General features: G+C 71.1%; 24 protein-coding genes. 14 read left to right on the forward strand and 10 right to left on the reverse strand.

The window, feature by feature from the left end:
* Nucleotides 1-181 precede the first annotated feature (181 nt).
* Both F4558_RS00230 and F4558_RS00235 read left to right on the forward strand, forming a co-directional pair.
* Nucleotides 182-403, forward strand: coding sequence for a biotin/lipoyl-binding carrier protein (locus F4558_RS00230; RefSeq protein WP_197281651.1), 222 nt, complete (start codon nucleotides 182-184; stop codon nucleotides 401-403).
* Complete coding sequence (locus F4558_RS00235; RefSeq protein ID WP_053660293.1) at nucleotides 400-909, forward strand: GNAT family N-acetyltransferase; 510 nt, start codon at nucleotides 400-402, stop codon at nucleotides 907-909. The genes F4558_RS00230 and F4558_RS00235 overlap by 4 nt, the downstream gene beginning before the upstream one ends.
* Nucleotides 910-919: 10 nt before the next feature.
* Here the strand turns inward: F4558_RS00235 and F4558_RS00240 are convergent, their stop codons facing one another.
* Nucleotides 920-1,540: a TetR/AcrR family transcriptional regulator gene (locus F4558_RS00240; protein ID WP_197281650.1), complete on the reverse strand. Its 621-nt coding sequence runs from the start codon at nucleotides 1,538-1,540 to the stop codon at nucleotides 920-922.
* A gap of 109 nt (nucleotides 1,541-1,649) precedes the next feature.
* Between F4558_RS00240 and F4558_RS00245 the strand changes: the two genes are divergently transcribed.
* Nucleotides 1,650-3,227, forward strand: a complete 1,578-nt coding sequence (locus F4558_RS00245; protein ID WP_167942872.1) for an MDR family MFS transporter — start codon at nucleotides 1,650-1,652, stop codon at nucleotides 3,225-3,227.
* Between the two features lie 112 nt (nucleotides 3,228-3,339).
* Here F4558_RS00245 and F4558_RS00250 read toward each other — a convergent pair whose 3' ends face one another.
* On the reverse strand, nucleotides 3,340-5,178 hold the full coding sequence (locus F4558_RS00250) for a tetratricopeptide repeat protein (protein WP_053660291.1): 1,839 nt from the start codon (nucleotides 5,176-5,178) through the stop codon (nucleotides 3,340-3,342).
* A gap of 181 nt (nucleotides 5,179-5,359) precedes the next feature.
* On the opposite strand from F4558_RS00250, the gene F4558_RS00255 reads away from it, so the two are divergent.
* Together F4558_RS00255 and F4558_RS00260 are read left to right on the forward strand one after the other, a co-directional pair.
* Nucleotides 5,360-6,391 carry an SIS domain-containing protein gene (locus tag F4558_RS00255; protein WP_053660290.1) on the forward strand — a complete coding sequence of 344 codons (1,032 nt, stop codon included), beginning with the start codon at nucleotides 5,360-5,362 and terminating at the stop codon, nucleotides 6,389-6,391.
* A gap of 25 nt (nucleotides 6,392-6,416) precedes the next feature.
* Nucleotides 6,417-7,994, forward strand: coding sequence for a PAS domain-containing sensor histidine kinase (locus tag F4558_RS00260; protein ID WP_053660288.1), 1,578 nt, complete (start codon nucleotides 6,417-6,419; stop codon nucleotides 7,992-7,994).
* Nucleotides 7,995-8,033: 39 nt separating this feature from the next.
* On the opposite strand, the gene F4558_RS00265 is transcribed toward F4558_RS00260, so the two are convergent.
* The gene (locus tag F4558_RS00265; RefSeq protein ID WP_167947138.1) at nucleotides 8,034-9,605 is read right to left on the reverse strand and encodes a glycosyltransferase family 39 protein; all 1,572 of its coding nucleotides are present in this window, start codon (nucleotides 9,603-9,605) and stop codon (nucleotides 8,034-8,036) included.
* Between the two features lie 462 nt (nucleotides 9,606-10,067).
* Between F4558_RS00265 and F4558_RS00270 the strand changes: the two genes are divergently transcribed.
* The 4 genes from F4558_RS00270 to F4558_RS00285 are packed head-to-tail and all read left to right on the forward strand — an operon-like array spanning nucleotide 10,068 to nucleotide 13,481.
* Nucleotides 10,068-11,780, forward strand: coding sequence for a nitrite/sulfite reductase (locus F4558_RS00270; protein WP_053660594.1), 1,713 nt, complete (start codon nucleotides 10,068-10,070; stop codon nucleotides 11,778-11,780).
* Complete coding sequence (locus F4558_RS00275; protein ID WP_167942873.1) at nucleotides 11,777-11,938, forward strand: hypothetical protein; 162 nt, start codon at nucleotides 11,777-11,779, stop codon at nucleotides 11,936-11,938. Before F4558_RS00270 ends, F4558_RS00275 begins: the two co-directional genes overlap by 4 nt.
* Entirely contained in the window at nucleotides 11,935-12,696 is a 762-nt protein-coding gene (locus F4558_RS00280) for a phosphoadenylyl-sulfate reductase (RefSeq protein ID WP_167942874.1), read from the forward strand. The genes F4558_RS00275 and F4558_RS00280 overlap by 4 nt, the downstream gene beginning before the upstream one ends.
* A gap of 32 nt (nucleotides 12,697-12,728) precedes the next feature.
* On the forward strand, nucleotides 12,729-13,481 hold the full coding sequence (locus F4558_RS00285) for a sirohydrochlorin chelatase (protein WP_053660592.1): 753 nt from the start codon (nucleotides 12,729-12,731) through the stop codon (nucleotides 13,479-13,481).
* A gap of 67 nt (nucleotides 13,482-13,548) precedes the next feature.
* Here the strand turns inward: F4558_RS00285 and F4558_RS00290 are convergent, their stop codons facing one another.
* A complete protein-coding gene (locus F4558_RS00290) occupies nucleotides 13,549-13,806 on the reverse strand; it encodes a WhiB family transcriptional regulator (RefSeq protein WP_007072794.1) in 258 nt (85 codons plus the stop codon).
* A gap of 449 nt (nucleotides 13,807-14,255) precedes the next feature.
* Nucleotides 14,256-15,206, reverse strand: coding sequence for a diacylglycerol/lipid kinase family protein (locus F4558_RS00295; protein ID WP_053660282.1), 951 nt, complete (start codon nucleotides 15,204-15,206; stop codon nucleotides 14,256-14,258).
* A 43-nt stretch (nucleotides 15,207-15,249) separates the two neighbouring features.
* Here F4558_RS00295 and F4558_RS00300 point away from each other — a divergent pair, with 43 nt between their 5' ends.
* On the forward strand, nucleotides 15,250-15,639 hold the full coding sequence (locus F4558_RS00300) for a hypothetical protein (RefSeq protein ID WP_053660280.1): 390 nt from the start codon (nucleotides 15,250-15,252) through the stop codon (nucleotides 15,637-15,639).
* Between the two features lie 79 nt (nucleotides 15,640-15,718).
* Here the strand turns inward: F4558_RS00300 and F4558_RS00305 are convergent, their stop codons facing one another.
* Genes F4558_RS00305 through sodN form a run of 3 tightly spaced genes read right to left on the reverse strand, consistent with a single transcriptional unit; the run spans nucleotide 15,719 to nucleotide 17,081 of the window.
* On the reverse strand, nucleotides 15,719-16,126 hold the full coding sequence (locus tag F4558_RS00305) for an ATP-binding protein (protein WP_053660278.1): 408 nt from the start codon (nucleotides 16,124-16,126) through the stop codon (nucleotides 15,719-15,721).
* Nucleotides 16,127-16,158: 32 nt separating this feature from the next.
* Nucleotides 16,159-16,680, reverse strand: a complete 522-nt coding sequence (locus F4558_RS00310; protein WP_167942875.1) for a GNAT family N-acetyltransferase — start codon at nucleotides 16,678-16,680, stop codon at nucleotides 16,159-16,161.
* Complete coding sequence (gene sodN / locus F4558_RS00315; RefSeq protein WP_053660274.1) at nucleotides 16,677-17,081, reverse strand: superoxide dismutase, Ni; 405 nt, start codon at nucleotides 17,079-17,081, stop codon at nucleotides 16,677-16,679. Before sodN ends, F4558_RS00310 begins: the two co-directional genes overlap by 4 nt.
* An 84-nt stretch (nucleotides 17,082-17,165) precedes the next feature.
* Here sodN and F4558_RS00320 point away from each other — a divergent pair, with 84 nt between their 5' ends.
* The 3 genes from F4558_RS00320 to F4558_RS00330 all read left to right on the forward strand — a co-directional run bounded on the left by F4558_RS00320 (nucleotide 17,166) and on the right by F4558_RS00330 (nucleotide 19,888).
* On the forward strand, nucleotides 17,166-17,516 hold the full coding sequence (locus tag F4558_RS00320) for a S24/S26 family peptidase (RefSeq protein ID WP_053660272.1): 351 nt from the start codon (nucleotides 17,166-17,168) through the stop codon (nucleotides 17,514-17,516).
* A gap of 143 nt (nucleotides 17,517-17,659) precedes the next feature.
* Nucleotides 17,660-18,838 (forward strand): NAD(P)-dependent malic enzyme, encoded by a 1,179-nt coding sequence (locus F4558_RS00325; RefSeq protein ID WP_167942876.1) that lies wholly within the window; start codon nucleotides 17,660-17,662, stop codon nucleotides 18,836-18,838.
* A gap of 87 nt (nucleotides 18,839-18,925) precedes the next feature.
* Nucleotides 18,926-19,888, forward strand: a complete 963-nt coding sequence (locus F4558_RS00330; RefSeq protein ID WP_053660268.1) for a zinc-binding dehydrogenase — start codon at nucleotides 18,926-18,928, stop codon at nucleotides 19,886-19,888.
* Between the two features lie 54 nt (nucleotides 19,889-19,942).
* Here F4558_RS00330 and F4558_RS00335 read toward each other — a convergent pair whose 3' ends face one another.
* Together F4558_RS00335 and F4558_RS00340 are read right to left on the reverse strand one after the other, a co-directional pair.
* A complete protein-coding gene (locus F4558_RS00335) occupies nucleotides 19,943-20,914 on the reverse strand; it encodes an alpha/beta hydrolase family protein (protein WP_082377694.1) in 972 nt (323 codons plus the stop codon).
* A gap of 68 nt (nucleotides 20,915-20,982) precedes the next feature.
* Nucleotides 20,983-22,032, reverse strand: coding sequence for an aldo/keto reductase (locus F4558_RS00340; RefSeq protein WP_167947140.1), 1,050 nt, complete (start codon nucleotides 22,030-22,032; stop codon nucleotides 20,983-20,985).
* Between the two features lie 90 nt (nucleotides 22,033-22,122).
* Here F4558_RS00340 and F4558_RS00345 point away from each other — a divergent pair, with 90 nt between their 5' ends.
* The gene (locus F4558_RS00345; protein ID WP_053660263.1) at nucleotides 22,123-22,563 is read left to right on the forward strand and encodes a MerR family transcriptional regulator; all 441 of its coding nucleotides are present in this window, start codon (nucleotides 22,123-22,125) and stop codon (nucleotides 22,561-22,563) included.
* Nucleotides 22,564-22,582: the final 19 nt, after the last annotated feature.

The following is a 22,582-nucleotide window of genomic DNA, read 5'->3' on the forward strand; positions in this document are numbered from 1 at the left end:
GCCTCGCGCCGGTGCACCCACCGGCCGCCCGGCGTAGGGTCCGACCCGCTGATGGTAGTGCGGTCGACCTCCGGGGCCTTCCCCCGGGGCTGTCCGGCATGCGGGCAGCGCCGCTCGACACCCACGCCAGACCCTCCCGTGATTGGATACGTCGGCAGGCACATCGCGAAAAGGGAGGGCCGTGGACATGGCCGAGGAGATCCGCGCCGAGATGGTGGCGAACGTCTGGAAGGTCGTCGCGTCGACGGGCGACACGGTCGCCGAGGGCGACACCTTGGTGATCCTCGAGTCGATGAAGATGGAGATCCCCGTCATCGCCGAGTCCGACGGTGTGGTCCAGCAGCTCGCCGTCAACGAGGGCGACGTCGTGCAGGACGGCGATCTCATCGCGGTGATCGGTTGACCGGCCTGCGGGTCCGGCCCGCCGAGGCGTCCGACTTCCCGGCGGTGGCCCGACTGACAGTGGCCGCGTACGAGGCGGACGGGCAGCTCAAGGGCGAGCACGGGTACGGCGATGTGCTTGCCGACGTGTCGACCCGGGCGGACAGCGGCGAGGTGCTGGTCGCCGTGGACGAGGCGACGGGTGCGGTGCTCGGCTCGGTGACGTTCGTGCTTCCGGGGACCCGCTTCGCCGAGTTGGCCGGGCCGGGCGAGGCGGAATTCCGCATGCTGGCTGTCGACCCGGCGGCCCAGGGCCGTGGTGTCGGCGCGGTGCTGGCTCAGGCGTGCGTCGACCGTGCGACCGAGTTGGGCTGCACGGCGGTCCTGATCTGCGTACGCGCCGGGATGGCCGCACCGGCGCATCGGCTCTACGAGCGGCTGGGCTTCGTCCGGGTGCCCGAGAAGGACTGGTCGCCGCTGCCGGGCGTCGACCTTCTCGGCCTGCGCCTCGATCTCCGCCGCAGCTGATTCACCCGCTCTAACCGGGCGGTTCAGTGCTGCGGGTCGCTTGCTGGGCCGCGCCCGGGTCGGGTTGTTCGCTGATGCTGGCCAGCAGTTCGTCGGCGACTTCCAGGGCGATCCGTCGGCGCTCGTCGTTGGTGATGTCCGGCGTACGGACCGCGAACCAACTGCTGTGCACCGCGAACAGCGACAGCGCCGCGCGCAGTTGAGCGGTGGGGGAGTCGTCGCCCCGGCAGAGCGCGTAGGCCAGACGCATCATCCGGCTCCGCAGCTGCTGGCCGGCGGCAACGCTCTTCAGCACTGTCTGGTTCTGCTCGAAGAAACGCATCACCGACGGCTGCTCGCCGCCGAACATCGTGTCGGCGTACCGGGAGATCAGCTCGCGCCGGGTGTCGAGGGTCGCGGGCTGCTCATCGGCCCAGGCGATCAGCGCGTCCATCCGCTCCAGCCGCTCCTCGACGAAGCTGGCGACGATGTCGTCCTTGCTCTTGAAGTGGTAGTAGAGCGCGGCCTTTGTGACGTTGAGGCGCTCGGCGATCTCGCGCAGTGACGTCTTCTCGTACCCCTGCTCGGTGAAGAGCTCCAACGCGACGGCCTTGATGCGTTCCCGGGTGCCGCCTGTGCTCTCCCTCACCATGACTCTCCAAATCACTTGACCCTAGCTGGCACCCAACTCACCGTCCGGCTAGTAAGCTGACTGACCGGTCGGCAAGTAAGTTAGGCGAGCACTTCGGGGGAGCTTACCGATGAGCCAGAGGACCGAGACCAGCGCACGACCCAACGTCCGGGTCGTCTTATTCGGGCTGATGATCGCGATGATGCTCGCGATGCTCGACAACATGATCGTCAGCACCGCGCTCCCGAGGATCGTCGGTGAGTTCGGCGGCCTCAACCACTTCACCTGGGTCGTCACCGCGTACGTCCTGGGCACCACCGTCTCGACCCCGATCTGGGGAAAGCTCGGTGACCTGTACGGCCGCAAGTCGGTCTTCCTGACCTCGGTCGGCATCTTCCTGCTCGGCTCGGCCCTCTGCGGCATGGCCGGCTCCGCGATGCTGGGCGGCCCGCAGGACGGCATGGTGCAGCTCATCGCCTTCCGGGCCGTGCAGGGCCTCGGCGCCGGCGGCCTCATGGTCGGCGTGATGGCGATCATCGGTGACCTGGTTCCGCCCCGCGAGCGTGGGCGCTACCAGGGCATGATCGCGGGCATCATGGCCATCGCCATGGTCGCCGGTCCGCTTGTCGGCGGCTTCATCACCGACCACCTCTCCTGGCGCTGGGCGTTCTACGTCAACCTGCCGCTGGGCGGCGTGGCACTGGTTCTGCTGATCACCACGATGCACCTGCCGAAGTACCGCACCGAGCACCGGATCGACTGGTTCGGCGCCGGGCTGCTCTCGGTCGGCATCACCTCGATCGTGCTGATCACCACCTGGGGCGGCAACGAGTACGACTGGACCTCGCCGCAGATCCTCGGCCTGGCCGCGCTGGGGCTCGTGGCGCTTGTGGCGTTCGGCCTGGTCGAGCGCCGGGTGCCGGAGCCGATCCTCCCGCTGGCGCTCTTCGCCAACCGCAACTTCGCACTGATCTCGCTCATCGGTTTCCTGCTGGGGTTCGCGATGTTCGGCGCGATGAACTTCCTGCCGCTCTATCAGCAGACCGTGCAGGGCGCCTCGGCGACGAACAGTGGTCTGCTGCTGCTGCCGCTGATGTTCGGCATGCTCGTCGTCTCGCTTGTCGTCGGGCGGGCGATCACGAAGACCGGCAGGTACCGGGCGTACCCGATCATCGGTGGGGTGGTGATGGCCACGGGCATGGGGCTGTTGGCCATGCTCGACACCGACACCAGCAAGTTGCAGTCCTCGCTGTACATGGTCGTGCTGGGCGCCGGCATGGGCTTCCTCATGCAGACTTCCATGCTTATCGCGCAGAACAGCGTGGAGCAGAAGGACCTCGGCGCGGCCAGCGGCGCGGCCACCTTCTTCCGGTCGATCGGCGGCTCGTTCGGCATCTCGCTGTTCGGCGCGATCTTCGCCAGTCGGCTCGCCGACTCCGGCGCGGGCGCGGCCTTCGGTGGTGAGGCCGGCGGCGGTATGGACATCGCGAAGCTCAGGGAGTTGCCCGCCCAGGCGCGTGAGTTGGTGCTCGGCGGCCTCGCCGACGCGATCTCACACGTGTTCCTCTGGGCGGTGCTGTTCACCGTCGTGATCCCGGTGCTCGCCTGGTTCATCAAGGAGATCCCGCTGCGTACCGCCAACGAGGCGCCGCAGGCCACTCCCGAGGAAGAAGCCGAGGCAGCCCTCGGCAAAGCCCCAGTCGCGTAACCGCGCCCTCATGCCCTCGCGATCTTGCACTTTGTGCCCCGACAAAAACCGCACTCCCGGCAAGTCGGCGACAGCAAGTGCAAGATCGCGAGGGGGGACGGGTGCGGGGGAGCTAGCGGCGGCGGTGGGTTACCAGGCGTTGCCAGAGGCGGCGTAGCGGATTGCGGGGGCGCGGGAGCTGCGGGGTGGCCAGGTCGCCTATCAGCTTGGTTGCCAGCGACGCCGTTTCGGCGTCCAACTCCGGGGCGGCCAGCGCCAGGTGGGCAAGTGAAACCGCTATCGGCACTGGCCGGGCCTGGGTCACGGCTGCCACGTCGGCCAGCCGCTCAGCGACCACCCCTGCCACGTCCGGCCGTACGTCGGGATCCACCCACGCGGCGGTGACCAGGGCGAACATCGCGGCCTCGGTGACCCAGTCCTCCACGCCCCAGACGAGGTCCAGCAGCACCCGACGCCTTGTCGACTCCTCCCACGGCTCGTCGGTGCGGTGGTGCAGCAGGCCCAGGCAGGCCCACACCTGCACACCGCGTACCCAGATCGACGGGTCCTGGGCGGCCAGCAGCCGGCCCAGCGCGTTGGCCGGTGCCGCTGGCGGGTGCACAAGCAGCCCGAGCAGGTCGCCGACATCGAGCCCGGCCAGGCCCACCGCCGCGTCGTAGGCGGCCGGTGGATGGGGCCAGGCCGGATGGGCCACCTGGCCGATGCGCTCGACCGCCGCCGCCGAGGGTGCCGGCACGGCTGGCGTCGGTACGTTCTCCGCGAAGTTCCACAGCCGCTGGGCGGACGCCCGCCGGGGCTCGCGCGGGTCGGGCTCCGGTGTGCCCGTCACCTCGATCCGCAGCCCGGGCGCCACCGACGTGGCCGTCCGCAGGGCGCTCGGCGGGGCTACCGCCGTGAGGCGTACGGCGCTGCCGAGACCGTTGTCGTCGTCGGCGACCGCCTGGCGCAGCGCGTCGACGAGCGGACCGCCGGCCGGTGTCAACTGCCCGAGCCAGGGGCGGCCCCGGCAGCACTGGGCGAGGTCGCCGTGCTCGTGACTGTCGTCCGGGTGGTCACGGATGAAGTCGGCGAGCGCGACGAGGTGGGACAGGTCGCCGTCGCGCAGGTGCCGCAGGCGGTGCGCCGTGTGCACAGCGCAGTCGAACGACGGGTCGCGGGCCAGCGCCCGCTCGGTCCATTCCAGCGCCTCGTCGAGCCGGCCGGTGTCGGCCAGGGTGCCCGCGATGTCGGCGTAGATGGCCAGGTCGTCGGGGTCCAACTCGACGGCCCGGTAGAGCGCGGCGAGGGCGTCGCGGGTCCGGCCCGCGCTGCGGTACGCGTACCCGAGCCAGACCTCGCCCATCTTCGACGGCTGGAACCGTACTCCTCGGCTGGCCCAGCGGATCGCCAGCGGGACCTCGCCGAGCCGCCGGGCCAGCGCGGACGCCGCGCCCAGCAGAAGGCCGTGCTCCGGGTGGACGGTGGCGGCGTTGCGGGCCAGCGTGAGGTAGGGGCTGAGGGCGTTCCGGCCGGCGCGGGGCACCGGGTCGGGCAGCGCGGCGCAGACCTGCATGAGGACCCGGGCGATGTGCTCCGGGTCCAGCCGCTCGACCAGTTCGGACGCGGTCACCCACGGCACGCCGGCCCACTGTGCCCCGGGTGCGTGGCCGGTGGCGGCGGCCAGCAGTTCCAGCCCTTCCGCGGGGCGGCCGGCGGCGGCAAGCAGGTGTGCCCGGGCCACGACGGCGCCGACGAAGGTGTGGTGGGTGATCGGAAAGAGGTCGAGCCCGCCGCCGTCGGCCGCGGCCAGCCGGGCCAGCGTTTCGTGTACTTCGGGCAGCGTGGGTGCCCGCGCCAGCGCGCTGGCGAGGTGGTCGGCGGCGTGGCGTAGGTCGCCCTCGTCAAGTGCCAGCCGGGCCAGGGCCAGCTCCTCCGTCGCGGAAAGCGCGGGGTCGTCCCTTCCCTCGGGCACGTCGTCCTCTCGTCGCAGCGAAACAGCCCGCACAGCGTAGTTGATATTGAGGAGTTTAGGTGATCACCTGCGCACTCATGCTCGATCAATTGCTCTGACCGAAGCAAACGTGCAAGACTGAGCAGGAAACGCGCGGCAACCGCGCATGAGGGGAGTGTTCGTGACACGTGCAGGGGCCGGGATGACCGCCGACATCGATGAGCAGCCGGACGGCTACGAGCGCCTGCTCTCCACCGTCAACGCCGAGGCGATCGCCCGGGTCGCGGCAGTGGTCGCCGAGCGGCGTCCACGACACGTGGTCTTCACCGCCCGGGGCACCTCCGACCACGCTGCCCTCTACGGGGCGTACCTGACCGAGATCCGGCTCGGACTGCCCGCCGGGCTCGCGTCGCCGAGCGCGGTCACCTTGTTCGGCGCCCGCCCCGACCTGTCCGACGCGCTCGTCGTCGGCGTCAGCCAGAGCGGCGGCTCACCCGACCTGAGCGAGGTGCTGCGCGCCGCACGCGCCTCCGGTGCGCTCACCCTCGCTGTGACGAACGCCCCCGGTTCGCCGCTGACCGAGACGGCCGAGCTGAGTATCGACATCGCCGCCGGGCACGAGCGGGCGGTCGCCGCCACCAAGACGTACACCGCCGAGCTGCTCGCCCTGCTCATGCTTGTGGAGGGCATCCGGGCCGGCGACGGCGTGCTCCCGGCCGCCGAACGGGAGGCGCTCGCCGCGCTGCCCGAACTGGCCGCCCGGACCCTCGCCGACGACACCCCGGCCCAGCTCGCACCGCGCTACCGGTTCGCGCAGCAACTGGTCACCACCGGCCGCGGGTACGCGTACCCGACCGCCCGCGAGGCCGCGCTGAAGCTGATGGAGACCTCGTACCTGCCGGCGCTCGCGTTCTCCGGCGCCGACCTGCTGCACGGCCCGCTCGCGATGACCGACCCGGAGGTCCCGGTGCTCGCCGTGGTCGGGTCCGGCCCTGGCGGCCGGTCGATGGGTGAGGTGCTGCCCCGCCTCGGTGAGCGCCGCGCGGATGTCGTGGTGGTCGGCTCCGCCGACGTGCCGGGCGCCACCCGGCTCGCCGTCCCCGAGGTCGACGAGCGGTACGCGCCGCTGCTGGACATCCTGCCGTTGCAGCGGTTGGCGTTGTCGTTGGCGCTGGCCCGGGGCGAGGATCCGGACGCGCCGCGCGGGTTGAAGAAGGTCACCGCGACGATGTGAGGCGCGGCGTGGCAGGCTGGTCACCGTGTCCACGTTGCGCGACCTCGCCGAGGAGCACACCCATCTCCGACCGGCCGACATCGACCACCTGCACCGGATCGCCGGCGACTGGCAGCTGCTGTCCGACCTGTCCTTCGCTGACCTGCTGCTCTGGGTGCCGGTCGACGCCGACGGCACGTTCCTCTGCGTCGCCCAGGTCCGTCCGACGACCGCTCCCACCGCGTACCAGGACGACCAGGTGGGGCGGATCATCGGCGGGCCCGAGGTGGCGCATCTGGGGGTCGCGTACTCCCAGGGGCGGATCTGGCGGGAGGGTGACCCGGTCTGGTACGGCGACGTACCGGCTCGGCACGAGGCGATCCCGGTCCGGCTGCGTACCGCCGAGGGTGAGGCCGGCGACGTGATCGCCGTGGTGGGCCGGGACACCAACCTTTCCACCGCGCGTACGCCCAGCCAGTTGGAACTCAACTACCTGACAACGGCCGACGACCTGGCCCAGATGATCGCGGACGGCACCTTCCCGCCGCCCCGGCACCCGGGGGAGACCACCTCCGCGCCGCGCGTCGGTGACGGTCTCGTCCGGCTGGACGCCGGCGGGAAGGTGACCTACGCCAGCCCGAACGCCCAGTCCGCGTACCGGCGGTTGGGCTACGCCTCCCACCTGGTGGGCGAGGACCTGGCCGTGCTGCACCGGCGACTGGCCGGCGACCCGCTCGACGGCACCGAAGCCGCGAACGGCATCCTGGCCGCACTACGCGGCGAGGCACCGCCCCGGCGGGAGATCGACGCCCGTGGGGCCACGATGCTGACCCGCGCGCTGCCGCTGATGCCCGCCGGGGTGCCGATCGGGGCGCTCGTGCTGGTCCGGGACATCACCGAGGTACGCCGCCGGGACCGGGCGCTGATCACCAAGGACGCCACCATCCGGGAGATCCACCACCGGGTGAAGAACAACCTCCAGACTGTCGCCGCGCTGTTGCGGTTGCAGGCTCGCCGGGTAGCCATGCCCGAGGCGCGTGTCGCCCTGGAGGAGTCGGTCCGCCGGGTCGCCTCGATCGCTCTGGTGCACGAGACGCTGTCCATGTCCAGCGACGAGGCGGTCGAGTTCGACGGCATCGTCGACCGCGTGGCCAGCGCCGCCACCGAGGTCGCCGCCACCGAGGTGAGCGTCGGCATGCGCCGCCAGGGCAGCTTCGGCGTGCTGCCGGCGGAGATCGCCACCTCACTGGTGATGGTCCTCAACGAACTGCTGCTCAACGCTGTCGAGCACGGCTTCCCGCCGGCCGACGAGACCGCCGACGAGACCGACGCCGGTCCCGCCGGGGTGTCGACCGCCGACGTGTCCGGGCGGCCGGAGGTGGTGGTTTCGGCGCACCGGTTCCGCAAGATGCTGCACGTGTCGGTGACCGACAACGGGCGCGGGCTGCCGCCGGACTTCGACGCGGAGCGCGCCAGCCGGCTCGGCCTCCAGATCGTCCGGGCCCTGGTCACCGGGGAACTGCGCGGCACCATCGAGCTCCGGGCCGGCGCCAACGGAGGCACCGAGGCGTTGCTTGTCGTCCCGCTGGCCCGCAGCGCCCCCGACGGGCGCTCACAGGTCTGACGCCGAGCGGCGTCATCGGTCAGGAGGCTGTGCGGCGGGTCAGGAGGCTGTGCGGCGGGTCAGGAGGGCGACGGTCAGGCCGGGGCGTTGCCAGACCTGCGCGACTGTGAAGTCCGCGCGCAGCGCGTCGCCCTTGGGGCCCTGTATGCCGGCCAGGGGCTCGGCACGCCGCCCGGCGACGACCAGCCAGACCCGTGACGTGCCGTCGAGGCACTGCGCCGGCTGCGCGCACTCGGCCGCCCAGAGGTCGCCGCGACGGACCTCGTCCTCGGTGACCAGGACGTCCCGTGGTGGGTCGTCGAGGTGGTACCCGATGCCCAGATCGAGGAACAGCCAACTGTCCCGGGGTGAGTAGACCACCGCGTCGCCAGGCCGCTGGCCGTCGGCGATCACCCGTGCCGCCCCCGCGTAGTCCACCGGGACGCTGCGGGGCCACTCGTGGGTGCGCCGCAGCGCGGTCTGATCGGGCAGGCCGAGCAGGCCGGCCACGACCACCACGGCCAGCGCGGCCGGCGCGGACACGCCGGCCAGCGCCGCGCCGGCCAGCAGGCAGGCGAAGGGCACCACGAAGACCAGGTACCGAGGCACCCACAGCGGTACGACCGCACCGGCGGCGAAGAGCAGCGCGACGGGCAGGAGCAGCGCGCTCACCGGCAGCAGGGCGCGCCGCCCGAGCCGGGCCGCCCCGAGCGCGGCGACCCCGACCACCAGGCCACCCACCACGCTGCTCTGGGCCACACCACCGGGCAGCGCGCTCAGGTCGTCCAGCCGGGCCGGGGCGACCCAGCTCAACTGCCGGGAGCGTTGCGTGCGGGCGCGCAGCAGCAGGGGAGTCACCACCAGCGCGGCCGGCACCAGGGCCACCACCCACCGCCACAGCCGTCGGTCCCGACCGCCGGGTCCTCCGATCACCCCGGGCGGCCTGCCGACCGGTACCGGCTCGCCGCCCGGCGCGGGCGCGGCGACCGGTGCCGGCCTGCAGTCCGGCGCGGGCCCGGCGACCGGTGCGGCGATGCCGGCTGCGGCGGGGCCTCTCCACCAGGTGATCAGCACGACCAACGCGTGCGCGGCCAGCAGGGTGAGCGCTATCAGGTGGGTGAGCCCGAGGGCGGCCACGGCTGCGGCGTACCCGGCCCACCGTGCCCAGCCCGGCCGTCGCAGCGCTGTCACAAGCAGCAGGGTCGCGAGCACCGCGAGCGCGGTGGCCAGGGCGTACGGGCGGGCTTCCTGACCGTAGCGGGAGGTGCCGGGAAGCACAGCGAACAGCAGCCCGGCGAAGAGACCTGTGCGCCTGTCGACCAACCGCTCCCCGAGTACGGCGAGCAGCCCGGCGGCGACAGTCATCGCCAGGACGGCTGGCACGCGCAGGGCGACCGTGGAGTCACCGAAGACAGCGACCCAGCCGTGCATCAGCAGGTAGTACGGGCCGGTGGCGGCGTCGATGGTGCCCGCCAGCCGAGCCAGCTCGCCGGGGGACCGGGTGGCGGCGCTCCAGGTGGCCAGCTCGTCGCGCCAGAGCTGCGCCGACCCCAGCCCCGTCACTGTCACCGCCAGGGTCAGCAGCGCCGGAGGAAGCCAGACCGGTAGGCCCTTGGTCGACTCCTCGGACAATCCGCCCACAGCCTCGAGCCTGCCACGCGCAACCGCCCCACGAGCTCAGCCCGCAACAGCCACGCCGATGTCGCCCCACCAACCCGCGTCGATCTTGCACTTTCGGTCGCCGATATGAGTGGAGCGCCTCTTATGTCGCGTCAGTAAGTGCAAGATCGCGGGGTAGTGGAGGCGTCTCGGTCCGTGATGTGGGATCCCACACGCGGACATTGGCCGGCCCCCATCGGGTGTGGCAGCATGAGCCCATGACCGCCGCTGTCGTCCGCCGCTTCGTGGCTCGCCGCCACGTCGATTACGGCCGCGTGCGCAGCGCGATCTGTCCGGCCTACTGACGACGCCCGACCCATCTGTCTCGGGCGCGCTCCGCGCCGGCTGTCTCAGACACCGTTGTCCCGCCCGCTCGCCGGGCCGGCCGTCGCGCCCGCGTACCCCGAGGCACAGCAGACAACGGAGGACGCCGCGATGGCGGTCAGCAGCATCCCGGCCCGTTCCGGAGATTCGACGGCACGCCCGGCCCGGGCGCCGCGCAAGCCCCGGGGTGAGGGTCAGTGGGCGCTCGGCCACCGCGAGCCGCTCAACCCCAACGAGCGCATCAAGAAGGACGACGACCCGCTCAACGTCCGGGCCCGCATCGAGACCATCTACGCGCACCGCGGCTTCGCCTCCATCGACCCGCAGGACCTGCGTGGCCGGTTCCGCTGGTGGGGCCTCTACACGCAGCGCAAGGCCGGCATCGACGGTGGGCGCACCGCAGTGCTGGAGCCGCACGAGCTGGAGGACGAGTTCTTCATGCTCCGGGTCCGCATCGACGGCGGGCAGCTCAGCCTGGCGCAACTGCGGGTGATCGCGGACATCTCGCGGGAGTTCGCCCGGGACACCGCCGACATCACCGACAGGCAGAACATCCAGTACCACTGGATCCGGGTCGAGGACATGCCGGAGATCTGGCGTCGGCTGGAGTCGGTCGGTCTCCAGACCACCGAGGCGTGCGGCGACTGCCCCCGGATCGTGCTGGGCAGCCCGGTCGCCGGTGTGGCCCGCGAGGAGGTGCTCGACCCGACCCCGGCGATCGACGAGATCGTCTCCCGGTACGTCGGTGACAAGCAGTTCTCCAACCTGCCCCGCAAGTTCAAGACGTCGATCTCCTGGCTTGTCGACACCCCGTACGAGTCGAACGACATCGCCTTCCTCGGCGTCGACCACCCCGAGCACGGCCCGGGCTTCGACGTCTGGGTCGGCGGCGGGCTCTCCACAAATCCGATGCTCGCCCAGCGCCTCGGCGTCTGGGTGCCGCTGGCCGAGGTGCCGGACGTGTGGGCCGGGGTGGTGGGGATCTTCCGCGACTACGGCTACCGCCGGCTGCGTAACCGGGCCCGGCTGAAGTTCCTGGTGGCCGACTGGGGCGTGGAGCGCTTCCGCGAGGTGCTGGAGAAGGAATACCTGGGTCGCACGCTGCTCGACGGTCCGGCGCCCGTTCTGCCGTCGAAGCCGGTCGATCACGTGGGCGTGCACGAGCAGGCCGACGGGCGGCACTACGTGGGTGCCGCCCCGGTGGTCGGGCGGGTGTCCGGCGGGCAGCTCGCCCAACTGGCCGACGTCGTCGAGGCGCACGGCAGCGACCGGGTGCGGCTCACCCCGTACCAGAAGCTGCTGGTGCTCGACGTGCCGTCGGAGCGGACGGAGTCGCTTGTCGACGCCCTGCGCGGGATCGGCCTGGAGGCGCGGCCGTCGGCCTGGCGGCGCGGCACCATGGCGTGCACCGGCATCGAGTACTGCAAGTTGGCAATCGTCGAGACCAAGGCCCGCGGCGAGGAGCTGGTGGCCCGGCTGGAGCAGCGGCTGCGCGACTTCGACGCCGACATCTCGATCCACATCAACGGCTGCCCGAACGCGTGCGCGCGTACGCAGGTGGCCGACATCGGCCTCAAGGGCCAGCTGGTGGTCGGCCCGGACGGCCGGCAGGTGGAGGGCTTCCAGGTGCACCTGGGCGGCGGCCTGGGCATGGCGCAGGGGCAGACCGCCGGGTTCGGCCGCAAGCTGCGGGGTCTGAAGACCACCGCCGACGAGCTTCCGGAGTACGTGGAACGGCTGGCCCGCCGCTACCTGGCTGGCCGGAGCACTGGCGAGACTTTCGCCAACTGGGTGATCAGAGTCGACGAGGAGGAACTGCGGTGAGCAGCGAGAACCGAGCGGCACCTCTGTACTGCCCGTACTGCGGCGAGGAAGACCTGCGGCCGCACGAGTCGGGGCACGGCGCCTGGGAGTGCCACGCCTGCACCCGGGTCTTCGCGGTGAAGTTCACCGGCCTGCTGTCGCGGGCAGTGACCCGATGAGCCTCGTCTCCGCCGCCGGCCTGGGCCTTGTCGGCCCCGGCGGGCCGACGCCGGCCGACCCGACCCGTCGTAGCCCCGAGGAGTTGCGCACACTCGCCGAGCAGGCCGCTCGGGATCTGGAGGGCGCCCCGGCGCTGGAGATCGCCCGCTGGGCGGCGCAGACCTTCGGCGGCCGGTTCTGTGTGACCAGCTCGATGGCGGACGCCGTGCTGGCTCACCTGGTGTCCCGGGTCGCCCCGGGCGTGGACGTGGTCTTCCTCGACACCGGCCTGCATTTCCCGGAGACGCTCCGGGTGCGCGACGAGGTGGCCCGGACGCTACCGGTGAACGTCAGGTCGATCCGGCCCCGGCTCACAGTGGGCCAGCAGGACGGTCAGTACGGCCCGCGACTGTTCAACAAGTCACCGGACGACTGCTGCCAGCTGCGCAAGGTGGAGCCGTTGGAGCGCGCCCTGTCCGGGTACGACGCCTGGGCCGCCGGTCTGCGCCGGGACGAGTCGCCGACGCGCGCCAACACTCCGGTCGTGACCTTCGACTCGCGGCGCGGAAAGGTAAAGGTCAACCCGATCGCGGCCTGGTCGCAGGCGGATGTGGATTCCTACATCGCCCGCTTCAACGTCCCGGTCAACGAGCTGTTCAAGCAGGGGTACGGGTCGATCGGCTGCTGGCCGTGCACCCGGCGTACCAAGGCCGGTGAGGACCCACGGGCCGGCCGGTGGGCCATGTTCGAGAAGACCGAGTGCGGGCTGCACGTCTGACCTCCGTTTCGGCGACCCCGACCGGCGCGACACTGGCCGGCGGGGCGCCGCCCGTGGTGCTTGTCGCCCACGGCAGCCGTGATCCACGAGCCGCCGAGGCCACCCGAGCGCTGGCCCGGGCGGTGTCGGCGGCCCGGCCCGGCCTTCAGGTCCTGTCGAGCTGGCTGGACCACACCGAGCCCGGTCCGACCGAGGTGTTGCGAGGGCTGGCTGCGGCCGGTCACCGGCGCGCGGTGGTGGTGCCGCTGCTGCTGACCGCCGCGTACCACCGCCGGGTGGACATCCCCGCGGCCGTCGCCGCCGCGACGCGGGCGGCGCCCACCCTCGCGGTCCGCGTGACCGACGTGCTCGGCCCCGCGGGCGGGGCTGTGGATCCGTTGCTGCTGGCCGGATTGCGCCGTCGGCTCGGTCAAGTGGGTCCGGGCCGTTTCGACGCGCTGGTGCTGGCCGCCGCCGGCACCAGGGACGCGCGGGCGCGTGGCTCGGTGGGGCGGGTGGCGGACGCGCTCAGCGCGGATTTCGGGATGCCCTGCCGTGTGTCGTACGCCTCGGCGGCTCCACCGGCGACAGATGCGGCGGTGTCGCGGCTGCGGGAGGCCGGTGCCAGCCGGGTGGCGGTCGCCGCGTACTTCCTGGCGCCCGGCCTGTTCTACGACGCGGTGGCCAAGGCGGCTCTGGCGGCCGGTGCGGTGACGGTGGCCACCCCGTTGACCGACGCCCCGGAGTTGGCCGGTTTGGTATTGCGACGGGTCGATGAACACAGTGGCCTATCGCCAACTGTCTGACGGGTCAAAAAGCTGTACGCCCCATCGGGCGGACCCGCTGGGGCGTACAGCTTTTGTCGTTGGGAAATCAGGCGGAGTGAGCGCGCAGCACCCGGAGGCCGCCGCGCCGCTTGACGGCCCGCCGTTCCTCTTCGCTCATCCCGCCCCAGACGCCGGCGTCCTGACCCGACTCGAGCGCCCACTGCAGGCACTGGTCGGTCACGGAGCAGCGCCTGCAGACGGCCTTGGCCTGCTCGACCTGCAGGAGAGCCGGTCCGGACGTCCCAATCGGGAAGAACAGCTCCGGGTCCTCGTCGCGGCAGACAGCATGGTGACGCCAGTCCATGGCGGCAACACTCCTCATTCTGGATGGGTGGCAATGTATTGCTGGTAGTGCTTTTCCCTATATGCATACGCAATGCCGATGGTGACTGTTCGCGTCTGGCCATTCGGCAATGCGTGAGCAGGCAGTTAGTCCGGGGACCTGCTGGAACAGCTCGGCCTGCCGAGCGTATCCGCGCAATGTCCCGGTAACTCAAGTTCGCTTGTGAATACTTTCACGAACACTCGTGATGTCAAGGGTGACGCTCGGAAAAACTCCGTGCGGTGAGCAAGCCCACAACACATTTGTCCGGGTTCCAGCACCTTCCTGGTTACCCGCCGTGCCACAGTCGTGGATCAATATAGTACAGTCCGCGTGACATTGCTGACATTTCCGGCACCTGCCCCTCGGTGTGGCGGTGGCCGCCGTCGCGGTTGCGGTGGCCCGCGTCGACCTAGGGCAGTACCCGAGACCTAGTAGATTACTCTCAGTGCGGCGGGAATGGATGTGAATCTGACTTTCTCCCGCTCGCCAAGATAGTCGCCGTCCAGCTGGAACGCCTGGGGACGGCTGGAGAGCAGCGTGAACTCCGCAGTGTCATGCAGTCGTAACACCTGTCGGCCGGTGCGATCCGGCTTCCGGGACAGGAATTGAGTCACTGTCCGTGTTGTGCTAGCCACACGGAGCTGACGCAGTGCCAGTACATCCAGCCCGAGGTCGAACGACGCGTCCGGGTTCGGGTTGACTTCCCGCTCACCCAGGTACGTCCACGGGGCCGTGTTCTGGATGATGACTGTCGCCAGCTCGTCCTCCACCGGCTCACCGGGGCGCTCCAGGCTGATGGCCGGATGCCGCCGGTCCGAGGCGAGGAAATACTGGTTCATGATCGAGCGAAGGTAGAGCCCCGGCGTGGAGACGCGCCCCCGCCGTCGAGCCTGCTCCACCCGATGGATCACGGCGGCGTCCAGCCCGAACCCGGCGCAGAAGGTGAAGTAGCGGTCGTCGGCGAGACCCAGCCCGACCGTCCGCTGCCGGCCCAGGCGCAGTCCTTCGAGGATCATGCTGGTCGCCTCCGGCCACTCCCGGGGCAGGCCCAACGCGCGGGCGAACACGTTTGTCGAGCCGCCCGGAACGGTGGCCAGCGCGGGCAGCCGGTCGGCCATCGAAGCACCCGGCGGACCCGCTGGTGGTTCGGCCGCCATGAGGCCGTTCACCACCTCGTTCACCGTGCCGTCGCCACCGAGGGTGACGACGAGGCCGACCCCCTCGGCGGCGGCCTCACGCGCCAGCGTCATGCCGTGCCCGCGGCGGCGGGTGTAGCGCACACTGAGGTCGACTTCGCTGCGCAGCGCTCGGACAAGCACGTCCCGGCTGCGTTCGCTGGTAGTGGTGGCCTTCGGATTGACCACCAGGACGGCCCGCATGGGCGGCACTGTACCTTCCGGTAGCCCAGGTATCGTGGCGCGCGTGACCATCGACTCGGCTCCGATTCCCGTCACACTCCGCTGGGCGGTTCGGCTGCTGTGGGCGGAGGCGGTCGCCGTCGGGCTGATCGCCGCGTGGCTGGTCTGGGCCGACATCACCGCCACCACCACCGACCTCGCGTCGGCGTTGTTGGTGACGGCGTTCGCCATCGGCGGGGCTGTCGCGCTCTGGGCGCTGGGCCGCGCGCTGCTGCGCCGCCGGGCCGGCGCACGCGCCCCCGCGATCGTGCTCCAGTTGATGCTGCTGCCGATCGGATGGTTCATGATCCAGGCCGGCCTGGGCTGGCTGGGCGTGCCGCTCATGGCGCTCGGTCTCGGCATCGCCTGGCTTCTGGTGAGCCCTCCGACAACGCGAGCCCTCGGCTTCGAGTGACAAACGCCGGCGGAGACGACCGCCGGGCGAGCGGAATGCCGAGTCAGCGGCCCGGGCTACCGCGCGCGTGACGAACTGGTCAGAGGGCGCTGGAGCGGCGGGTGAGCAACGAGATCGTCGCCCGGCCGTCGGCGGCCGTGGCAGCCGCCGAGGTGGTGAGAGCGGTGAGCACCTTCCAGGCGAACGACGACTCGCCGGGCAGCGTGGCACCTCGCACTGTCGGCACCGTCACCTCGACGGTCAGGGCGTCGTCGGTCACCGAGAACCGGCACTCAAGCTCGGCATCCCGGGTGGCGATGGCGAGCAGCATGGCGCACGCCTCGTCGACAGCGATCCGCAGATCCTCGATCTCGTCGAGCGCGAACTGCAACCGGGCCGCGAGGCCGGCGGTGGCGGTGCGGAGCACGCCGAGGTAACCGCCGTCGGCGGGCACGGTGAGGTGCACCACGTCGTCGTCGGTCGCTGGCTGGCCGGTCAGTTGAGTCACGCCTCATCCCCCCGGTCGGGGACTCTACCCGGTCAATGGTTCGGGCGCGCCGCGACGGCTCGCACTTGGGCGGCCAGGTCGTTCAGCGCGTCACCACTGAGTCGGTAGGGGACCCACTCACTCATCTGTTCGGCGCCGATCGAGGCGTAGAAGCCGGCCGCCGGGTTCCAGTCGATCATCCACCATTCCAACCGCCGGTAGCCCCGCTGAACGCAGATGTCGGCAAGGGTGGCGAGCAGCAGGCGGCCCGCGCCGGTGCCCCGGGCGGCCGGTCGGACGTACAGGTCCTCAAGGTAGATGCCGTGCACCCCGGCCCAGGTGGAGAAGTTGAGGAACCACAGGGCGAAGCCGACCGGTACGTCCTGCTCGTCCACCGCGACGTGGCCGAAGAGGGCGGGGGCCGCGCCGAACAGGGCCGAGGTCAGCTGGTCGGTGGTGAGGTGGCACTCGTCGGGCGCGCGTTCGTACTCCGCCAACTCGTGCACCATAGCGACGACGGCCGGCACGTCCTCGGGACGTGCCGGCCGGATCGTCGGAATGACGGGAGACGTCACGCCTTCTTGGTCTCCCAGAAGATCTTCGAGATCTCGTCGATCTTCGCGAGCAGCTGGTCGGCGGTGGCCGGGTCCAGACTGCCCTTGACGCCACCGGCGCCAGCGAGCTTGGTGGCCTCGTTGAACAGGGTGTGCAGGTTCGGGTACTTCTCGAAGTGGGGCGCCTTGAAGTAGTCGGTCCACAGCACCCACAGGTGGTGCTTGACCAGCTCGGCGCGCTGCTCCTTGATGATGACCGCCCGGGTGCGGAACTCCGGGTCGGTGTTCGCCTGGTACTTCTCGCAGATCATTTTGACCGACTCGGCCTCGATCCGAGCCTGAGCCGGGTCGTAGACGCCGCACGGCAGGTCGCAGTGAGCGCTCGCGGTGACGCGGGGCGCAAGGATGCGGGAAAGTCGCATCGGGATCCTCCATGGCAGGTTTGCGATGATCAAAGGCGACATTACTCCTGGGATTGCTCCCCGAGCGGGCTGGAGGTGAAACCAGTGCGCGCCGATCAACCAGCGGAAGCTCCCCGGCTGCGGTGGCCGCTGACCGCTGTCCTGGTGACCGGGCCCTCCATGGCCCCGACGCTGCGGCACGGTGACGCGGTGCTGGTCCGGCCGGGAGGCCGCCCTGTTCGTCCCGGTGACGTGGTGGTCGCGGTGTTCCGGACGCGCCCCGAGCTGCTGGTGGTGAAGCGGGCGGTCCGGCCGCAGGACGGCGGTTGGTGGCTGCGCGGGGACAACGACCTGGTCACCGACGACTCCCGGGCGTACGGGGTGGCCGACGTGCGGGGGAGGGTGGTGGCCCGCTACTGGCCGCGTCCCGGACGGGTGTCCCGTCACCCTTTATGACCCTGCTCACATCGGGGCGGCGGTGTCGACACTATGCTCGCAAAGTGCCCGGGTGACCCCCCGCACCGCGCGCCACGCTCGCTGCCCACCTCGCGGCGAGGCCCGGCCGCCCCATCTGTTCGCCAGATCCTGGAGTCACCACCATGTCTTCGTCCACCGTGGACCCCGCTGATCCCGTCTTCCAGTTGCACGTGGGCGGCAAGATGGCCGTCGCCTCGACGGTGCCACTCACCAGCCGCGAGGACCTGTCCCTCGCGTACACCCCTGGTGTTGCCCGGGTATGTGAGGCGATCGCGGCTGACCCCGACCTGGCCGACGACTACACGTGGGTGTCGCACGCGGTGGCAGTGGTCACCGACGGTTCGGCGGTGCTCGGGCTCGGCAACATCGGCCCGCGTGCCTCGCTGCCGGTGATGGAGGGCAAGGCGGTGCTGTTCAAGCAGTTCGCCGGTGTGGACGCGGTGCCGATCTGCCTGGACACCCAGGACGTGGACGAGATCGTCGCGGTGGTGAAGGCGCTGGCACCCTCGTTCGGCGGAATCAACCTGGAGGACATCAGCGCGCCGCGCTGCTTCGAGGTGGAGCGGCGGCTGGACGAGGCGCTTGACATCCCGGTCTTCCACGACGACCAGCACGGCACCGCGATCGTGGTGCTCGCCGCGCTTCGTAACGCCGCCAGCCTGCTCGACCGCAAGCTCGGCGACCTGCGGGTGGCGGTGAGCGGCGCGGGCGCCGCCGGCGTCGCCGTGACCAAGATGCTGATCGCCGGTGGCGTCAACCCCGACCAGGTGGTCGTCTGCGACTCCAAGGGGATCATCGGCCGGCACCGCACCGAGCTGACCGGCACCAAGGCCGAGCTGGCGGCGATCACGAACGCTGCTGGCCGGCACGGCGACATCACCGAGGCGCTGCGTGGCGCGGACGTGTTGATAGGCGTCTCCGGCGGCCAGATCCCGGAGGCCGCGGTCGCCGGGATGGCACCCGACGGGATCGTGTTCGCGCTGGCCAACCCGACTCCGGAGGTGCACCCCGACGTGGCCGCCCGGCACGTCGCGGTGGTCGCGACCGGGCGCAGCGACTACCCCAACCAGATCAACAACGTGCTTGCCTTCCCCGGTGTGTTCCGCGGCGCGCTGGACGCGCGGGCCACCCGGATCACCGAGGGGATGAAGGTCGCCGCCGCCGACGCCATCGCCGGCGTGGTGGCCGAGTCGCTGACCGCCGACGCGATCGTCCCGTCGCCGCTGGACCCGCGTGTCGCGCCGGCCGTCGCCGAAGCCGTCGCCGAGGCGGCCCGTCGTGACGGCGTCGCCCGCCGGTGAGCTGCTGACCCACGTCAGAGGAGAAGGGTCTTTCTCACGCACCGGGCGTGGGAAGGGCCCTTCTTAACGGCCGCTCAGCTTGTTACCGTGCCGATCATGCGTGCCGCCTTTGCCTCCCGACTCGACGACGCCGATCCCCTCGCCGCGCTCACCGTCGGTGAGCGACCCGAGCCGACCCACCCGGAGGACGACTGGGTGACGGTGCAGGTCCGGGCCAGCTCGCTCAACCACCACGACCTCTGGTCGCTGCGCGGGGTGGGGCTCACCGAGGCCCAGCTACCGATGATCCTCGGCTGCGACGCGGTCGCAGTGGACCCCGAAGGCAACGAGGTCGTCGTCTACCCGGTGGTCGTCACCCCGGGTGACCCGCGCGGCGTGTCAATCCTCTCCGAGCACTTCGCCGGGACGCTCGCCGAGCGGGTGGCCGTACCCCGGTCGAATCTGATCCCGCTGCCCGAGGGCCTGGCGGCGACCGATGCGGCGTGCCTGCCCACGGCCTGGCTGACCGCGTGGCGGATGCTCACCACCAAGGGCCGTGTCGCGGACGCGGACAGCGTGCTGGTCCAGGGCGCGGGCGGTGGCGTCGCCACCGCGGCCGTCGCGCTCGCCGTCGCGATGGGCAAGCGGGTGTACGCGACCAGCCGCGACGCCGGCAAGCGGGAGCGGATCACCGCACTCGGCGCGACCGCCTTCGAACCGGGTGCCCGGCTCCCGGAGCGGGTCGACGTGGTGATCGAGACGGTCGGCGCTGCCACCTTCGACCACTCGCTGAAGTCGGCAGCGCCGACGGCCCGGATCGTGGTGTCCGGCGCGACGGCCGGACACCAGCCGTCGATCAACCTCCGGCGCGTCTTCGCCATGCAGCTGGAGATCCTGGGCACCTCGATGGGCACCCCCGGTGAGCTGTACGAGCTGCTGGCGTTCTGCGCCGAGAACGAGGTGCGCCCGGTGGTGGACAGCGTGGTGCCGTTCAGCAGGGTCGAGGACGCCTTCGCCCGCCTGCACTCCGGAGAGGCCTTCGGCAAGATCGTCATCGACCACACGGCCTGACGCGCTGCTGTCCCGTGCGCTGCCCGGCGCGGGCGCAACGCGGGGCGGCAGTGCTCAGAGGTGGTCGTCGAAGGTCGCCAGGTCGCCGCGCTCGGCACCTGTGGAGAGGCGTTCCTTGGCAGCGGCGTCGCCGTACAGCGACCAGCGGAGGAACTCGATTGACGTGTCCGAGACGACCCGCAGCGTCTTGACGTTGCCGAGCAGCCCCCGACCGTGGTCGCCCTTGGGCAGGCTCAGCAGCGCCTTCGGCCAGGGCACCTTGTCGTAGACGGCCTTGCCTGCCGCGTAGTCGACGACCTCGTCCAACTCGCCGTGCACGAACAACTGCGGGGCGGCGGCGCCCGCGAAGGCGGTGCCCACGCCGACGGCCGTACCGGCGAACACGACCCCGGCGTCCAGCCGCTCGTCCCGGGCGCCGGTGAAGAGGCCGATGGTGGTCACCCCGCCGGCCGAGTGGCCGGCCGCCGCCACCCGGTCGGTGGCGAGCCTGCCGCGCAGGCCGTCGCCGGCCTTGGCGTCCAGGTTGAGAACCTGGGTCAGCGCGTACGACACGTCGGCCGGCTGGTTGAGCACGTCGACGAGCTTGCCGTCGCTGCCCCGCGAGGTGTGCGGAAAGATCGGAGCGGCCACGACGAAACCGGCCGCCACCCACCGGGTCAGCAGTGGGGCGTAGTCGTCCGGGTGGCCCGTGAGGCCGTGACTGAACATCACCACAGGGAAACGGCCCTGGGCGGCCGTCGCGGACCGCTTCGCCGCGCCGCCGGCCTTCCCGGCCGCCGGGTACCAGAGCGTGACCGGCAGCGCACGGCCGTCCCGGTTCAGCTTCAGCTGGCGTACGCCGACGGCGAAGGCGGTCTCCGGCGCGGTCCCGGCGGGGACCTGCGGTGTCGGTGTGGCGCTGGCGGCGGGCGGTGGCGTGGCCGGCGCCGGCGCGCTCTCGGTCTCCGGGGCGTCCGAGGAGCAGCCGACCAGACCGGCCATGAGCAGAGTGGTGGCCAGCAGTGTGGCAGTGACGCGACGAGACATGAGGCCAATTGTGCCCTGCCGGGGTCACCGGGTTGGGCGCGCTGTGCCGACTCCGTCACCCACCCACCTCACGCTGCGGCGCGTTCGGCGAGTGGTCGCCGTCGGCGTGCGGTGTCGGTAAGTGCGGGCGGTGGGAAGGCGGCGTTGGGGTTGTACCTGTTGGTTCCGGGCGGCACGATCTCGTCGATCCGATCGAGGACGGCGTCGTCGAGGGTGAGCGCGGCGCCCTTGAGCAGATCCTCCAGTTGCCCGGTGGTCCGTGGCCCGATGATCGCCGAGGTGACGGCGGGATGGGCCACAGTGAAGGCGATGGCGAGCTGCGGCAGCGTGCAGCCGACCTGTGCGGCGAGGTCGACGAGATGTTCGACGATGTCGAGCTTGGCGGTGTTCTCGGCGATCGTGGGATCGAACTGCGCCGGGCGCAGGACGGCACGCCCGGTCGACAGGTCGACGGGTTGGTCCTTGCGGTATCTGCCGGTGAGGAACCCGAAGGCGAGAGGGCTCCAGACCAGCACCCCCATGCCGTAGCGCTGGCAGACCGGCAGGAGCGAGGCCTCGACTCCCCGGGCCAGGATCGAGTACGGCGGTTGCTCGGTGCGCAGCCGGCCAAGGCCGCGACGCTCGGAGACGTGGTGCGCCTCGACGATCTCCTCGGCCGGGAACGTCGAGCAGCCGAAGGCGCGGATCTTGCCCTGGCGTACGAGGTCGGTGAGCACCGAGAGCGTCTCCTCGATGTCGGTGCGGGGGTCGGGGCGGTGGATCTGGTAGAGGTCGATCCAGTCGGTGTCCAGACGCCGGAGGCTCTCCTCGACCGCCGTGAGGATCCACCGTCGCGAGTTCCCACCGCGGTTGCGCCCCTCGCCCATCGGAAAGTGCACCTTGGTGGCGAGTACGACGTCGTCGCGCCGCCCTCGCAGTGCCTTCCCGACGATCTGCTCGGACTCGCCCTGGCCGTACATGTCGGCGGTGTCCACGAAGTTGATGCCCTCATCCAGGGCTGTGTGGACGATGCGGACGCAGTCGTCGTGGTCGGGGTTGCCGACGGCACCGAACATCATGGTCCCGAGGCAGTGGGTGCTCACCTCGATGCCGGTGCCGCCGAGGGTGCGGTAGCGCATGGCGATGCTCCTCTGGCGATTCATTGATGATCACCTGGCACCCTAGGAGCTAGAGTCGGCTCTAGGTCAACCCTCGTTACCCTGCACGACATGGCTGACGTCCCCGCGATTCTGAGCATCGGCCAGGTCGCCGAGCGCACCGGTCTGAGCGTGCACGCACTGCGCTTCTACGAGCAGGAGGGCGTCTTCGTCAGCCCCATACGCCGCGGCCCCGGCGGACGTCGCGTCTACAGCCAGGACGACGTGGACTGGCTGACCGTCTGCATCATTCTCCGCGCCTCGGGCATGCCGCTGCCCGCGCTCCGGCGGTACGCCGACCTCGTCCGCGACGGCGTCGGCAATGAGCGCGAGCGGCTCGCGCTCCTGCGCGAGCACCACGAGCGCGTCACCGGCCAGATGGGCCGGCTCGCCCAGTGCCTCGACCTGATCACCTTCAAGATCGGCGTGTACGAGGACCTGCTCGACCAGGATGGCAACGCCGAACGCCAGGGCGGGGACGACGCCACATCGACCGGCCAGGTGGCCGTGTAACCGGTTCGCGAGCCGGGGT

Origin of the sequence: Micromonospora profundi (assembly GCF_011927785.1) — a bacterium.
Taxonomy (GTDB): Bacteria; Actinomycetota; Actinomycetes; order Mycobacteriales; family Micromonosporaceae; genus Micromonospora; species Micromonospora profundi.

Bases quoted from the DNA above. Each gene is read 5' to 3' on its own strand.
- F4558_RS00335 (WP_082377694.1), bottom strand. From the start codon at position 20,914: ATGTCTCGTCGCGTCACTGCCACACTGCTGGCCACCACTCTGCTCATG.
- sodN (WP_053660274.1), bottom strand. From the start codon at position 17,081: ATGCGACTTTCCCGCATCCTTGCGCCCCGCGTCACCGCGAGCGCTCAC.
- F4558_RS00270 (WP_053660594.1), top strand. From the start codon at position 10,068: ATGGCGGTCAGCAGCATCCCGGCCCGTTCCGGAGATTCGACGGCACGC.
- F4558_RS00290 (WP_007072794.1), bottom strand. From the start codon at position 13,806: ATGGACTGGCGTCACCATGCTGTCTGCCGCGACGAGGACCCGGAGCTG.
- F4558_RS00240 (WP_197281650.1), bottom strand. From the start codon at position 1,540: ATGGTGAGGGAGAGCACAGGCGGCACCCGGGAACGCATCAAGGCCGTC.
- F4558_RS00255 (WP_053660290.1), top strand. From the start codon at position 5,360: ATGACCGCCGACATCGATGAGCAGCCGGACGGCTACGAGCGCCTGCTC.
- F4558_RS00340 (WP_167947140.1), bottom strand. From the start codon at position 22,032: ATGCGCTACCGCACCCTCGGCGGCACCGGCATCGAGGTGAGCACCCAC.
- F4558_RS00245 (WP_167942872.1), top strand. From the start codon at position 1,650: ATGAGCCAGAGGACCGAGACCAGCGCACGACCCAACGTCCGGGTCGTC.
- F4558_RS00345 (WP_053660263.1), top strand. From the start codon at position 22,123: ATGGCTGACGTCCCCGCGATTCTGAGCATCGGCCAGGTCGCCGAGCGC.
- F4558_RS00325 (WP_167942876.1), top strand. From the start codon at position 17,660: ATGTCTTCGTCCACCGTGGACCCCGCTGATCCCGTCTTCCAGTTGCAC.
- F4558_RS00280 (WP_167942874.1), top strand. From the start codon at position 11,935: ATGAGCCTCGTCTCCGCCGCCGGCCTGGGCCTTGTCGGCCCCGGCGGG.
- F4558_RS00295 (WP_053660282.1), bottom strand. From the start codon at position 15,206: ATGCGGGCCGTCCTGGTGGTCAATCCGAAGGCCACCACTACCAGCGAA.